The organism is Cellulomonas fulva (genome assembly GCF_018531375.1).
Lineage (GTDB): Bacteria > Actinomycetota > Actinomycetes > Actinomycetales > Cellulomonadaceae > Cellulomonas > Cellulomonas fulva.
In genome coordinates this window covers 103,591-117,381 of the sequence record NZ_JAHBOH010000002.1, presented here as the reverse complement: position 1 = coordinate 117,381, position 13,791 = coordinate 103,591, and the positions used below count along the sequence as shown (strand labels likewise).

At 72.3% G+C, this 13,791-nt stretch carries 14 protein-coding genes; 5 read left to right on the top strand and 9 right to left on the bottom strand.

The annotated features are described in order from the left end of the window. The first annotated feature begins 28 nt into the window (after window positions 1–28). A complete protein-coding gene (locus tag KIN34_RS14115; RefSeq protein ID WP_214352354.1) occupies window positions 29–1,147 on the top strand; it encodes a heparan-alpha-glucosaminide N-acetyltransferase domain-containing protein in 1,119 nt (372 codons plus the stop codon). Window positions 1,148–1,169: 22 nt separating this feature from the next. Here the strand turns inward: KIN34_RS14115 and KIN34_RS14110 are convergent, their stop codons facing one another. Both KIN34_RS14110 and KIN34_RS14105 read right to left on the bottom strand, forming a co-directional pair. After that, window positions 1,170–2,576 carry a carboxypeptidase-like regulatory domain-containing protein gene (locus KIN34_RS14110; protein WP_214352352.1) on the bottom strand — a complete coding sequence of 469 codons (1,407 nt, stop codon included), beginning with the start codon at window positions 2,574–2,576 and terminating at the stop codon, window positions 1,170–1,172. Between the two features lie 137 nt (window positions 2,577–2,713). Next, window positions 2,714–3,115, bottom strand: a complete 402-nt coding sequence (locus KIN34_RS14105) for a DUF1304 domain-containing protein (RefSeq protein ID WP_237689888.1) — start codon at window positions 3,113–3,115, stop codon at window positions 2,714–2,716. A 50-nt stretch (window positions 3,116–3,165) separates the two neighbouring features. Between KIN34_RS14105 and KIN34_RS14100 the strand changes: the two genes are divergently transcribed. Beyond that, window positions 3,166–4,077 carry a 3-methyladenine DNA glycosylase gene (locus KIN34_RS14100; RefSeq protein WP_214352350.1) on the top strand — a complete coding sequence of 304 codons (912 nt, stop codon included), beginning with the start codon at window positions 3,166–3,168 and terminating at the stop codon, window positions 4,075–4,077. Between the two features lie 96 nt (window positions 4,078–4,173). On the opposite strand, the gene KIN34_RS14095 is transcribed toward KIN34_RS14100, so the two are convergent. The 6 genes from KIN34_RS14095 to KIN34_RS14070 form a co-directional block, all read right to left on the bottom strand. Next, on the bottom strand, window positions 4,174–4,815 hold the full coding sequence (locus tag KIN34_RS14095) for a hypothetical protein (protein ID WP_214352348.1): 642 nt from the start codon (window positions 4,813–4,815) through the stop codon (window positions 4,174–4,176). Between the two features lie 29 nt (window positions 4,816–4,844). Then, window positions 4,845–5,066 carry a hypothetical protein gene (locus tag KIN34_RS14090; protein WP_214352346.1) on the bottom strand — a complete coding sequence of 74 codons (222 nt, stop codon included), beginning with the start codon at window positions 5,064–5,066 and terminating at the stop codon, window positions 4,845–4,847. After that, window positions 5,066–5,341: a hypothetical protein gene (locus KIN34_RS14085; RefSeq protein ID WP_214352344.1), complete on the bottom strand. Its 276-nt coding sequence runs from the start codon at window positions 5,339–5,341 to the stop codon at window positions 5,066–5,068. The genes KIN34_RS14090 and KIN34_RS14085 overlap by 1 nt, the downstream gene beginning before the upstream one ends. Before the next feature lie 413 nt (window positions 5,342–5,754). Next, window positions 5,755–6,147: a hypothetical protein gene (locus KIN34_RS14080; protein WP_214352342.1), complete on the bottom strand. Its 393-nt coding sequence runs from the start codon at window positions 6,145–6,147 to the stop codon at window positions 5,755–5,757. Further along, the gene (locus KIN34_RS14075; RefSeq protein ID WP_214352341.1) at window positions 6,092–8,377 is read right to left on the bottom strand and encodes an RHS repeat-associated core domain-containing protein; all 2,286 of its coding nucleotides are present in this window, start codon (window positions 8,375–8,377) and stop codon (window positions 6,092–6,094) included. Before KIN34_RS14075 ends, KIN34_RS14080 begins: the two co-directional genes overlap by 56 nt. Before the next feature lie 152 nt (window positions 8,378–8,529). Further along, on the bottom strand, window positions 8,530–9,591 hold the full coding sequence (locus KIN34_RS14070; protein ID WP_307858266.1) for an ABC transporter ATP-binding protein: 1,062 nt from the start codon (window positions 9,589–9,591) through the stop codon (window positions 8,530–8,532). 80 nt (window positions 9,592–9,671) lie between these two features. Here KIN34_RS14070 and KIN34_RS14065 point away from each other — a divergent pair, with 80 nt between their 5' ends. The 3 genes from KIN34_RS14065 to KIN34_RS14055 all read left to right on the top strand — a co-directional run bounded on the left by KIN34_RS14065 (window position 9,672) and on the right by KIN34_RS14055 (window position 12,265). Then, window positions 9,672–10,361, top strand: coding sequence for an ABC transporter permease (locus tag KIN34_RS14065; protein ID WP_214352339.1), 690 nt, complete (start codon window positions 9,672–9,674; stop codon window positions 10,359–10,361). 10 nt (window positions 10,362–10,371) lie between these two features. Then, window positions 10,372–11,151 carry an ABC transporter permease gene (locus tag KIN34_RS14060; protein WP_214352337.1) on the top strand — a complete coding sequence of 260 codons (780 nt, stop codon included), beginning with the start codon at window positions 10,372–10,374 and terminating at the stop codon, window positions 11,149–11,151. 79 nt (window positions 11,152–11,230) lie between these two features. Continuing rightward, a complete protein-coding gene (locus KIN34_RS14055; protein ID WP_214352335.1) occupies window positions 11,231–12,265 on the top strand; it encodes a glycine betaine ABC transporter substrate-binding protein in 1,035 nt (344 codons plus the stop codon). Between the two features lie 76 nt (window positions 12,266–12,341). Here KIN34_RS14055 and KIN34_RS14050 read toward each other — a convergent pair whose 3' ends face one another. Next, window positions 12,342–13,784 carry a dihydrolipoyl dehydrogenase family protein gene (locus tag KIN34_RS14050; RefSeq protein WP_214352333.1) on the bottom strand — a complete coding sequence of 481 codons (1,443 nt, stop codon included), beginning with the start codon at window positions 13,782–13,784 and terminating at the stop codon, window positions 12,342–12,344. Window positions 13,785–13,791 lie beyond the last annotated feature (7 nt).

Below are 13,791 nucleotides of genomic sequence, written 5' to 3'. Positions count from 1 at the left end.
TCGAACCGATCCGGGTAGCCTCGTCGCCATGGCGCTGCCCGGGGACCGGCCGTCCGACGCGCCGCGGTCCGACCCGCGCGACCGCACCGCCCGGCTCTCCTCGGGGCGCATCGTCGGGATCGACGCCGCCCGCGGGCTCGCCGTGCTCGGCATGATGACCGCCCACGTCGGTCCCGAGCCCGGCGACGGCTCACCGGCCGACCGGCTCCTGCACCTCGCCGACGGACGGCCCTCCGCGCTCTTCGTCGTGCTCGCCGGCGTCTCGCTCGCGCTCCTGTCCGGCGGCGTCCGTCCCGTCACCGGACGGGACCTGGCCCGGTCCCGCGCGCGGATCCTCGGCCGCGCGCTCGTCGTCCTGGTGATCGGCGTGGCGCTCGAGGCGCTCGGGACGCCCGTCCTGGTCATCCTGCCGACCTACGCGGTGCTCTTCGCCGCGGGCTGCCTCGTGCTCACGTGGCGGCCCTGGGCGCTCGTCGTCGCCGCCGTGTCGGTCGCGCTCGTCGCACCGCCCGTGCGCACCGCGATCGGAATGGGCACGGAGGCGACGGACCCGGGCGGGCTGGTCGGGCTCGTCGTCGGGCCGCACTACCCCGCGCTGGTCTGGTTCGCGTACCTGCTCGCCGGCCTGGCGGTCGGCCGCCAGGACGTCACGCGTCCCGCGGTCCAGCGCGCGCTCGTGGGATGGGGCGCGGTCCTGGTGCTGGTCGGCTACGTCGGCGGGTGGGCTGCCCAGGCGCTCGGGGCGCCGGTGTCGCTCGCGTCGATCGCCCCGCACAGCTCGACGACGTTCGAGGTCGTCGGGAACACCGGCACCGCGTTCGTCGTGCTCGCGGCCTCGCTCGCGGTCGCCCAGCGGTGGCCGCGCGTCGTCGCGCCGGTCGCGGCGGTCGGCGCGCTCGCGCTGACCGCGTACACGGTGCACGTCGTCGTGATCGCGCTCGTCGGGACCGACGTCGTGTGGCGGCCCACCGTGGCCGGCTGGCTCGCTTTCCTGGGGACGACGACGGCGCTGTGCTGGGCGTGGCGCGCGACGCTGGGCCGCGGACCCCTCGAGCGGGCGATGGCCACCGTCTCGACGGGCGTCGCGGACCTGCTGGTCCCCCGGCGCCCGGACGACGCGTCGCGCCGCCCGGGCAGCCGGGGCTGAGACCTGTCCGAGGGCGCGGTCGTCAGGACATCGTCACCGTCGGCACCGTGACGGTCGCGCCGGTGCGCACCGTCGCCGTCCGCGTCGTCGTGACGAAGCCGCCGACCCACTCAGGGTCCCGGAGCTGCACCGTCCGGGTCCCCGGGCGCAGACCCACCAGCGTCCACCGGCCCGACGCGTCGGTGGTCGTCGAGCGAACGTCCGCGGCCACCACGACCTCGACGCCGACCGCCGGCCGGCCGCCCGGGCCGTGCAGGACACCCGTGAGCCGGCCGCCACGCACCAGGCGCACGTCGCGCGTCACCGCGCTCGAGCCGCTCACCCGGATCGCGACCGACGTCAGCGCGTCGGTGCTGGACGCGGGCGGGATCACCACCACGTCGTAGTCCCCCGAGACGGCGCCGTTCACGCTGTAGCGGCCCGAGCTGTCCGTGGTGACCATGGTCCGGACCATGCCGTACCGGTCCGTGGCGTACACCGTCGCACCGCGCACGGCCGAACCCCCGGAGGACCGGACCACACCCTTGACGACCACGACCGGTCCGCGCGTCAGCGTGCCGACCGACGCGACGCCATGCGCACCCACCTTGACGGACTTCATGACGTTGGCTCCGTCGACCGAGACGTAGTAGGTGCCCGCCGCCAGCTGGCCCCAGCCGAAGTAACCGTCCTTCGCGGGGCGCGACGTCGTGATGTAGCGACGCTGCGCGTCGAACAGCGAGACGTCCTGCGTAGTGGGGCTCGAGCCCGTCGTGCGCAGGTAGCCCCAGACGACCGCGTCGTCGGTCACGCGGACCACCTGACCGGACAGCGTCGAGCCCGCCTTGAGCGTGACGGGCTTCTCGGCGCTGCGCGCGTACTCCTTGATCGCGAGGATCCGCGCGGAGCCGCCAGCCAGGCCACCCGCGGAGAACCGGCCCTGGCTGTCCGCCGTGACCTCGGCCTGGCCAGCGCGGTTCGTCGACCAGACGTAGACGGTCGCGTAGGGCATCGGCCGGCCGGCGGCGTCGACGACCTTGCCGGACACGCGCGCCGTGCGCACCACGTCGATGCTGGCGCCCGTGACGGCCCCGCCCGAGGTCACGGTGACGCTGCGGGCGTCCGGCCGCCGGACGGTGTTGCCGTAGTACGTCGTGAAGTAGCGGCCCTTCGGGTCCTTGACGACGTAGGGCTGGACCGTCCCCGGCGCCACCGTGAGCTGGTACTTCCCGGTCCGCGTGGTCGCCTCGACCGTCTTGCCGACCAGGCGGACCGTCGCCCCGTACGCCGGGTCGCCACCGATCCGGACCTTCCCGCTGATGGTTCCCGTCGCGGCAGCCTGGACGTCACCGGCGTCCGTCGGCGTCCCGGCGGCGACCGCCGGAGGGCCCACGACGAGCCCCGCGACGAGCGCCACGAGCGCGGCGGCCGCCGCGGTTGACCGATGCACGTGACGCATCGCGTCCGCCCCCTGTCACCGGAGCACGGACCGGTCCCGGCGCGCCCTCGTCGGCGCAGCGCGGTCAGTGTGGCAGGGCGGACCGACAGCGTCGTGCACCGTCACCCGTTCGCACCAGCGGCAGGCGGTCAGCCCGCGAGCACGACGAGCGCGCCCACGACCGCGAGCAGCGGGACGGTCCCCTGGGTGACCGCCGCGCGCAGCATCCGCCGGTCCGAGAACCCCAGGACGAGCGCGGCCGCGAGCATCGACCCGCACGCCAGCAGCACCAGCGCGAGGCCCGTGTCACGCGTCCCCTCGACGAGAGCGAGCCCCGCCCCGACCGCCGCGCCGATCCCGAGGAACAGGTTGTAGAACCCCTGGTTGAGCGCCCACGGCGCCACCGCCGCGACGTCCTGCGGGCGCGTGGCGAACCGCGCGTGGACGTCCGGGCGCCGGAACAGCACCGCCTCCATCACGAAGATCACGACGTGCAGCACGGCGGCGAGCAGGGCGAGCACCACGGCGAGGATCAGCACGCCGACCAGCATGGCAGCCCTCCCTCGTCGGGACCGCCCCAGCGCGTCCGTACCCTGGACGGATGACCGCGAGCACAACCCCCTCCCCCGTCGTGCTGCGGCACGACGAGTGGGGTCCGCTCGCCGCGGCGCACGCCGCCCGCGCCGACGCGTCGACCGCGGGCCACCGCGAGCGCCGCGCCCGCGGCGAGCGGCACGCGATCGAGGACTTCCTGTTCGAGTACTACCCGACGAAGCCCGCGCAGCTGCGCCGCTGGCACCCCGGCGCCGGCGTGACCCTGGCGCCGCGCCCCGACGGCACCGCACCGCACGCGGCCTGGCGCTGGTACACCACCGACGACGAGGGTGGCGTGACCCTGGACGTCGACGCGTTCCTGGCCGAGCGCGGCGACACCGTGCGCTACGTCGTCGACCTGGTGACCGCGACCCTCTCCCGCCCCGCCGCGACCGGGTGCTTCGGGCTGCACGAGTGGGCGATGGTCTACCGCGAGCAGGAGCACCGCCATCCCCTGCCCCTCCGGCTCGGCGGCGCCGGTACCGACGCCGTCGTCGAGGCGCACCGCATCCGCTGCACGCACGTCGACGCGTTCCGCTTCTTCACCCCCGACGCGGTGGACCGCAACACTCTGCAGCCCACCCGCGAGACCCAGGTCGCGATGGAGCAGCCCGGGTGCCTGCACGCCAACATGGACGTCTACAAGTGGTGCCTCAAGCTCGGCCCGCTCGTCCCCGGCGACCTGCTGCTCGACGCGTTCGAGCTGGCCCGCGACATCCGTCTCACCGACATGCAGGCCTCGCCGTACGACGTCTCGTCGTACGGGCTCGACCCGGTCTCCATCGAGACCCCCGACGGCAAGTCCGAGTACATCCGCCGGCAACGCGACTACTCCGAGCGCTCGAACGCGCTCAGGCGCCGGCTGCTGGACCTGTCCACCCACCCCCGTGCGGCGACAGAGAGTCCCAGCGACGCATAGACGCCACCGATTGTCCGCCCGCAGCGTCAGAACGTCCCGGCCGCGGACCGAGTCCCCACAGGTCAGGTATCACCTATCCGTGCAGCAGACCACTCGCTACCCGACACGGAAGTTCGCGACATTAACGAAGTACGCCCGGTCCAGGTCGGCGTCTTCAGCACTAACTGAGTACCGGCGCTCGTCGAGCAGCAACTCCTCAGCGAGCGTGCGAGGTGCGGGACTCGGCTCGTCCGACCATTTCCCGAACCATACTTGGATCAGATCCTGCGCCAAGAGGTCGACCAGCGCGCTGGAGACGCGATGGATCGCCGCCTCACCCTCGACGAGCGGGCGCACCTCTGGAGTGTCGAGAATCTCGGGAAGCGGAATCCAGTCTTCGAGTCCGAGTTCCAACAGTGCATCGTGCAGCGGGGTCAGGTCAGTCACGATACCGCAAAGGGATTCGCGGCGGGCATCCGACCACCGAAGAAGCGTGTGTTGCGCACGAGGATAGCGGGGGCGCCGACGTGGTCGGTGTGGATGTCGGTGATGGTCGGGTTGTACGCGGGTGCGGTGCGGCTCGTGGCCGAACCCGGTCACGGTCAGGGTTGTCCCGTCGGCGGCCAGGACCTTCTCACCGGCGGCGAGCTGGTCGACATGTTCGAACGTGTGGTCGGTGACCGACCAGAACGGGTGGTCCTCGATCGCGGTGATCACCTGACCGTCGATGACCAGGTCGGTCAGGGTGTCGCCGTGCACCAAAGCGCACTCGCCCCCTTCTCCTCCTCTCATTGGTCGCGCTCTGCGTCGCCCAGCGCCATGTTCCTGGCGATCTGGGTGCGACGGGCCAACTCGTCGGCGAACGCCTCCGCCTCTTCGTGGCTGTATCCCAGAACATCGAAACGCTCACCCCGGAGCAGCAGATGTTCGTCAAGGGCGCCCGCGAGCAGCAGGAACTCGAACCGAGGAAGGGTGAGGATGTACTCCTCCCCTTTGATCTGCACATCCATCAGTCCCACGCTCCCCTTGCGACCTGCCGTCGAATGTATTTCTCGTCTGCATGGTAGCCGCTGATCTGCCACGGCTTCTGAACGATGACCACCGGAGAAGACCCGGTCCTGTCGATAACGATCCCGGCACCGGTCCTTGCATCGATGAAGTCCGGGGATCGCCCCTCGAAGTGGCTCAGGTACTCCCCTACCGCACAACGCCCTGCTGACGTGCACGCGTCGCCAACCCCTTCGATCACGTGGATGACGTTGCCCGCACGGATCTCGTCCGCCATATGGTCGAGCCCTTGTTCAACCGCATCAGAGAAGCCATGCACCCGCTGAACGTCACCGCCCCACGTTCGAACCCGTGGTCGGTGACCGACCAGAACGGGTGGTCCTCGGTCGCGGCGATCACCTGACCATCGATGACCAGATCGGTCAGGGTGTCGTCGTGCACTCACACGTGCGCCACCGACTTGGCGGCCTGCTCACCGCCATGCGGGTCGGACCTCAGCACCTCCTGCGCCACCTGCACATCCGCGATCGCCCTGGTCGAGCCGCCAGCCGGGAGCACGAGCGGCAAAACCGCGATCGACCGGGATCGCAACCGCCGCCCGCGAAACGTTGGGGTGCATGCTTTGACGCCGCGAACGCCCTACCCGCCGCCTGATCCGCCGACGACGCCTCCCCTGATGCTGATCAGCGCTCACACGCCAGTCGGGTATACCTCTGCGGCGCGAACCAGCATCGCCACTTCCTGGCCGACTACATGGAATGGCGGTTCCCCTACGGTGTCGATGAGAACGAGATGCCCTGCCGCGAGCACCGTCAGCACTCCATCCTGGTCGAGGTCCTCGATCAATCCCCGGAGCCGCAACTCCTCGCAGGCCGGCGCCGGGACGTTTGCCGCTCGATCGCCGACACCGATGTCGCGCCAATCGACTGCCGATGGCACTGCCAATTCGACATCCGAGTCCCGAACGCAAGGCAGAAGTTCCTCGCCTCCCCAAGCGACTACGCCGACGACATCGCCGCTCCCACCTTCAACGAAAAGCCGGTTGCCCGCCGCTAACCGCACAACATCCAGCCGCATCACCACGCCCCCTTCGAAACGGGAACCCGCACCAGGACGTTGTCGACGAACCACGTGTTCGAGCCGGAGTCAAAACGCCAGGTCTCCTCGTGATAGTGGAGTCTGGTCGGCGAACTCCGCATCTCATGCGGCCCGAACCGAATGCTTCGCAGACCATCCGAGGAGACGATCCGGTTCGGGTCGGGTACCCCCGTTCGCGGGTGAAGATTAGTAGTCGGCCTTTCCCGAGGAACTCATCCCAGCGTGGAACAGCCTCGCTCGGCTTGAGCGCCTGCGCGGCTGTCCGCTCGGTGACCACGATAGAGGCCTCCGCCTCTGCGGCGCCCCGAGATGCCGCTCCGGCGCCATCGCGCGTCTGCCCCGCGCCGCTCGTGACGCGTCGGGGTACCGACCGCACCGCGGCGGCCGCCTTACCGGCCGCCCGACCCGCCGACGACGCTGCCGCTGCCGCCCGCGGCGCGGCAGTGCGCACCGCCGAGCTGACCGCCGCACCCGCGGCCTTGACCGCCGGCGCCACGAACTCCGAGGCCACGGTCCCCGCCCCCAGGCCGAGCACACCGGAGGCGGCACCCATCACCGTGTCCGTCGCGAACGACGCCACACTGAACTCCTGAGTGTGCTGAACCTGCGACTTCCACAAGTTCGTCACCGCACCACCCACAGCACCAGCGGCAGCAGCGCACCCGACCGACCCCACACCCCACGACCCGGCCATGCACCCGCTGAACGTCACGACCCCGGCGATGCCCCCGACGATCTCGCCCTGGTACCGGTCCACGAAGTCGACCGTCGCCGAGGCCACCCCCTTGACCGCGTTCCACGCATCACCCAGACCCCAGAACAGGCCCGACGGGTCCGACCACGTCATCGGGTTGTTCGCCGAGTACACGTACGCGTTGAACTGCGCCGGCACACCCGGATCCAGCAACGGGTCCACCGACACGAACCGGCCAGTGACCTCGTCGTAGTACCGCGCCCCCAACAAGGTCAGCCCCGAGCCGTCATCACGGGTCTTGCCCAAGAACCCCCGATCACCCGGCACCAGCTCCGCCGTACCGGCCTGCCGACCCGCACCGAACGGATCGGAGTACACGCGCGCGACCTCACCCGCACGCTGGGTATTCGCCACCGCGACCAGCACCGTGCCGTGCGCGTCGGCGACCAGGGACGTGACGCCCTCGAGACCGCGGCCCGTGCGCACCGCGACGGTCTGCCCCGCGAACGAGTAGTACCTGGTGGGCTGGACCTCGCCGGTGGTCTTGACGAGAAACTCCTGCCCGCCGGGCAGGTACACCGTGGTGCCCTCGTCGTTGGTCCGGGTCAGACGCTGACCCGACCCGTCGTACACGAAGGACGCCTCGCCCGCCTCGAGCGCATCGGTCCGGTTGACCTTGGTGATCGCCGACAGGCGTCCGGTCGCGTCCCAGTCCAGCGCCTTGCTCGGTGTTCCCGAGACCGAACGCTGGGTCACGTTCCCCGCGTCGTCGTAGGAGAACGTCCCGGTGGTGCTGGTCGCGCCGTTGCGGGACGACTCGATCCTCGTCAGCCGGTGGGAGCTCGCGCCGGCGTACTCGTAGTCGATCTTGGTGCGGCCGTTCGACGTGGTGTCGTGCTGCACCACGCTCGTGCGGTTACCCAGCTCGTCATAGGTGTACTCCTGCCAGTACGGAGACGCCCCACCGACGCTCTCGCTCGTGATCGGCGCCGTGCAGCTGGACGCGCTGCTGGCCGACCACGCCTCGATCAGGCGCTGCCAGTCGTCGTACTCGAAGCACTGGTTGTCCTGCCGGTCCAGCTGACCCGACGACGCGGTGGGCCGGTCCTTCGCGGAGATCACGTTGCCCGCGTCGTCGTAGGCGTACTGCAGCGACAGGTCCGTTCCGTCGACCTGCTCACGGTCCAGGCTGATGCGCGCCACCCGGCGGGTGACCGCGTCGTAGCGGTAGGACGCGACCGTGCCGTAGGTGTTGCCCAGGTCCATCGCCAGCGGCTCGCCGTAGACCGACGTGCGGGAGTCGGCGACGTAGGTGCCCCACCCGAAGCCGCCGGCCATCCACCGGGGCGTAGAGGCCGAGTCGTAGTACGTGGTGACCCGCTCGGCGCCCAAGACCTTGGACTCGATGCCGCCGACCTGCTGGCTGATCGCCGGGAGCAGGACCTGCTCGGTCTGGCCGTCAGCGGTGTACCGGGTCCGGGTGGTGAACTCCCGGCTCGGAAGCTTCGCCAGCGCACCCACCGCGGGCAGCGCGACCGTGGTCGACAGTGGGCGGTACCCCTTGTCGTACGCGTCGACCTTCGTGGTGTAGGCCTTGCCGTCGACGTAGGTCGTCGAGGACGCCCGCTGGCATCACTGCACCCTGCCGCGAGCCTCGCGACGTCAGCGCAGGGTCACGGGCGTGTTGCAGGCTCCTCCACGACGCCGAGGCGTCGGAGTGCGCGCAGGACGCCTTCCGCGTCGACGGAGCCGATCACGGCGTCGCCGTCGCGGACCGGGAGCGCCTGCGCGGAGTCTCGGGTGAGGGCGTCCAGCACCTCCGCCAGCTCGTCGCCGAGGCGGACGCCGGCGGTGCCGCCGTCCTGGTTCGCGGGCGGCGGAGCGGTGACGTCCGCGCGCTCGAGGCGGCCCAGGGAGAGCAGGCGGGCGGTGCGGCCGCGCCCGACGAGGTCGGCGACCGCGGGCGTCGCGGGGTTGGCGACGATCTCGAGGGGCGGGGCGAGCTGCTCGAGGTGGGCGCCGGTGCTGAGCACGGCGACGCGGTCGGCCATGCGGACCGCCTCGTCGATGTCGTGCGTCACGAGCATGACCGTGGTGCCGAGCTCGCGCTGGATGCGCTGGAACTCGTCCTGCAGGCGGCGGCGGCCCACGGGGTCGACGGCGCCGAACGGCTCGTCCATCAGCAGGACGGGCGGGTCGGTGGCCAGGGCGCGCGCGACGCCGACGCGCTGACGCTCCCCGCCGGAGAGCTCGTGCGGGTAGCGCTTGGCGTAGCGGTCCGGGGCGAGGCCGACGAGCTCGAGCAGCTCATTCACACGCGTGCGGGTGCGCGCCTTGTCCCAGGCCAGCAGGCGCGGGACCGTCGCCACGTTCTGGGCGACGGTGCGGTGCGGGAAGAGTCCGACGTTCTGGATCACGTAGCCGATGCGACGGCGCAGCTCGACGGGGTCGACCGTGGAGACGTCCTCGCCTTCCAGCAGCACGCGTCCGGCGGTCGGTTCGACGAGGCGGTTGACCATCCGCAGGGTCGTCGACTTGCCGCAGCCGGACGGGCCGACGAGGACCAGGACCTCGTGCGCGCGCACGTCGAGCGTCAGCTCGTCGACCGCCGCCGGCGCATCCGGCCCCTGCTCACCGACCGCGTACCGCTTGGCGACGCGCTCGAAGCGGATCGCCGCGTCGCCAGCCGCGTGCCCTGCGTCTCCTCGTGCGTTCTCTGCTGCACCGTCCGTCACGCCACAGGACGCTAACGGTGCGCACCGACAGCCGCGACCCTGATCTGCGGATGTCGGCGGTCGCCGTTAGGTTCGCTGCCATGCTCGTGACCGACGCGCCGCCCAATCCCTGGTTCTCCTGGGACTACGTGACGCGCAACTCGTCGGACATCGAGCGCGCGCTCTCGCAGCACGTCTCACTGACGCTGCAGGCCGTCGTCATCGCGCTCGTGATCGCGCTGCCGCTCGCGGCCGTCGCCCACCTGCGGCCCCGGCTGGCGGCCCCGATCGTCGGCAGCGCGGGTGTGCTCTACACCGTGCCCTCCCTCGCGCTGTTCGCGCTGCTCGCCCCCTACACGGGGATCGGGCGCGCGACGGTGCTGATCGGCCTGGTCGCGTACGCGCTCCTGGTGCTGGTCCGCAACGTGCTCGTCGGGCTGCAGGGCGTGGACCCGGCGGTGACGGACGCCGCGCGCGGCATGGGCTACGGCCGCGTGCGCATGCTGCTGCAGGTCGAGCTCCCGCAGGCGCTGCCCAGCATCGTGGCGGGCGTCCGGGTCGCGACGGTGACCACCGTCGCGCTGGTGACGGTGGGCGTCGTCGTCGGGTACGGAGGGCTCGGGCAGCTGATGTTCCGCGGCTTCCGCAGCGACTACCACGCCGAGATCATGACGGCGACGGTGCTGTGCCTGGTGCTCGCCCTCGTCGGTGACGTGCTCGTGGTGTTCGTCGGCCGGCTGATGACGCCCTGGTCGCGCTCGACCCGGATGCTCGCGGACTCGGCGGCGTGAGGGAGCGCGCATGGACATCCTGACCGAGGCCGTCGCCTGGCTCAACGACCCGTTGAACTGGACCGGGCGGAACGGCGTGCTCGCCCTGACCTGGGCGCACCTGAGCGTGACGTTCCTGGCCGTGCTGCTCGCGGCGCTGGTGGCGATGCCCGCGGGGATCTGGCTCGGGCACGCGCGCCGCGGCGCCACGCTCGGCGTCGTCGTCGCCAACACCACGCGCGCCCTCCCGACGCTCGCGCTGCTCACCCTGTTCGCCTCGGCGGGGCTCTTCGGGAACACCGCGACCGTCCTCGCGTGCGCCGTGTTCGCGGTGCCGCCGCTGCTCACCAACACCGTGACCGGGCTGGGCGGCGTCGACCGCGACGTGCTGGACGCGGCGCGCGGGCTCGGGATGAGCAGCCGGCGCCGTCTGGTCCTCGTCGAGCTCCCGCTCGCGGTGCCGCTGGTCGCCGCCGGCGTGCGGACCGCCGTCGTGCAGGTGCTCGCGACCGTGCCGCTCGCGGCGCTCGTCGGCGGCCGCAGCCTCGGCTCCGTCATCGTCAGCGGCTTCGCGACGCAGCGCTACGGGCAGGTCCTCGCGGGCGGGCTCCTGGTCGCCGGGCTCTGCCTGGTCGCCGAGGGACTGCTCGCCCTCGCGCAGCGCGCGGTGACGCCGCGCGGTGTGCGCGCGGCCGCCCGTGGGACGGCCTCCCGCGGGCGAACCGCCCGCCGACGTCCCACGACGGCGGCGGATCCCGCCCCAGGGGTTGCCGCCGCCGCCGTGGGCGGGTCGAATGGACCGTCCTCATGAGCGCACCGCGGGGAGCAGCCCGCCACCAGCTCGTCACCCCAGCTCGCACGCACCTCGTCGTCCCCTGTCTGGAGTCACCATGTCCCTGAGCCGTACGCACCTGCGGACCGGCCGTCGCCCGGCCCTCGCCCTCCTGTCCGCCACCACGCTCGGCGCCGCGCTGCTCCTCGCGGGCTGCGGCGACCCCGGCTCCGGCGGCGGCGTCGCCGACCCGACCACCGACACCTCCGCCACCGGCTCGGCGTGCGAGCCCGTCGCCGGGGACCAGCTGGTGGTCCTCGAGGACGACCAGGCGCTGCAGAACTCCGAGAACATCGTCCCGGCGATCAACGAGAAGGCCGCGAAGGCGCACCCCGACATCGTCGACCTGCTGAACGCGGTCTCGGAGAGCCTGGACACCGAGAAGCTGATCGGCCTGAACATGGCGGTCGACATCGACCGCCAGACGTCCAGCGAGGTCGCGGCGCAGTACGTCGAGGACGAGGGGCTCGCCGCCCAGGACACCCCCGGCGAGGGGGCCTCGCTCACGATCGGCGCCGCGAACTTCTCCGAGAGCGCCACGCTCGCCGAGATCTACGCCGCCGTGCTGACGTCGGCGGGCTACGACGTCGAGGTCCGCACGATCGGCAACCGTGAGACCTACCTGCCCGCGCTCGAGAAGGGCGACGTCGTGGCCGTGCCCGAGTACGCGGCCACGCTGAGCGACTTCCTCAACGCGAAGGTCAACGGCGCGGACGCCGAGTCCGTCGCGTCGGGCGACATCGCCGAGACCATGTCCGGTCTCGAGCCGCTCGCGCGCAAGAGCGGGCTGATCATCGGCACGGCCTCGGACGCGCAGGACCAGAACGCGTTCGCGGTCACCCAGGAGTTCGCCGACGAGCACGGCGTGACCACCCTGAGCGACCTCGCCGAGGCGTGCGGCGGCGGCCTGACGCTCGCCGGGCCCGCCGAGTGCCCCGAGCGCCCCTTCTGCCAGATCGGTCTCGAGGAGACCTACGGGCTGACGTTCACGGAGTTCACCGCCTACGACTTCGGGCTGATCGGTGAGGCCGTGCGCAAGGGCGAGGCCGCGATGGGCCTCGTGCTCTCCAGCGACGGTTCGCTCGCGAGCTGACGGCGGCCCTAGCACACCCCGGCACGATCGAGGCCGGCGACGCCCGTCGCCGGCCTCGGCCGTCCCTGTCGTCGGGCTACAGACCCGCGGTCTCGGCGAACCGGAGCCAGACCTCGCTGACGGTCGGGTACGAGGGCACCGCGTGCCACAGCCGCGACAGCGGAACCTCCCCGACCACGGCGATGGTCGCGGCGTGCAGCATCTCGGCCGCGTCGGGCCCGACGAACGTCGCGCCCACGACGACGTCGTCGCGCCCGGCGTCGAGCACGAGCTGGGCCCGGCCCCGGTAGTCCGGCGAGATCACGCTGGCCCCGGCGACGTCCGCGAGCTCGTAGGACACGACCCGGACGTCCAGCCCGGCCTCGCGCGCCTCCGCCTCGGTGCGACCCACCCACGCGACCTCGGGGTGGGAGAACACCACCTGCGGGACGGCGGCGTGGTCGGCGGTGGCGCGGTACCGGCTCCATGCCCCGGCCGACGCCTCGGCCGTCCGCGCGTCCTCGTCGTCGCCGAACCGCGCGGCCACCACGTCCCCGACCACCCGGGCGTCGTACTTGCCCTGGTGCGTGGTCCCGGTGCGGCCCGTGACGTCCCCGACGGCGAAGAGCCAGCCGCCGTCGACGCCGACCGCCGCCAGCGAGTCGTCGACCTCGATCGGGGCGCCGGGATCCAGCCCCAGGACCTCGACACCGAGATCGCGCGTGCGCGGGTGCCGTCCGGTGGCGACCAGGACCTCGTCGGCGTCCAGCCGCTCGTCGTCGAGCGTCACGTGGACGCCCTCGGCGTCGCGGTGCACCGCACGCGCCTCGGCACCCAGGAGCACGCGGACACCCGCGGCACGCAGCGCCTCCAGGACCAGCTCGCCGGCGAACGGCTCGGCGCCCGCCAGGATGCCGCTGCCACGCACGACGAGCGTGACCTCGGAGCCCAGGCTCGCCCACGCCGTCGCCATCTCGACGCCGACCACGCCGCCGCCCAGCACGACGAGCCGCGCGGGGACGTGCTGCGCGGCCGTCGCCTCCCGGCTGGTCCAGGGCCGCGCGTCCGCGAGGCCCTCGATCGGCGGCAGGGAGGCCGTCGATCCGGTCGCGACGACGATCGCGTGGCGGGCGCGCAGCGTCGTCGTCCCCTCGTCGGACGTGACCGTCAGCTCCCGCGGGCCGGTGAACCGCGCGTGCCCGCGCACGAGCGTCAGTCCGGCGCTGCTCACCCACTCGGCCTGGCTGGAGTCGTCCCAGCCGTGCGTGATCTCGTCGCGCCGGGCCAGGACGGCGGCGACGTCGAGGTCCCCGGGGTCCGCGACCCCGGGCGTGCGGCGCGCGGCGTCGCGCGCCGCGCCGGGGCGCAGCAGGACCTTCGACGGCATGCAGGCCCAGTACGAGCACTCGCCGCCGACGAGCGCGCCCTCGACGAGCGCGACGTCCAGCCCCGTCCGCGAGGCGCGGTCCGCGGCGTTCTCCCCCACCGCGCCGCCTCCGACGACGACGACGTCGACGACCTGTTCCTGCGTGCCGCTCATGTCCCGC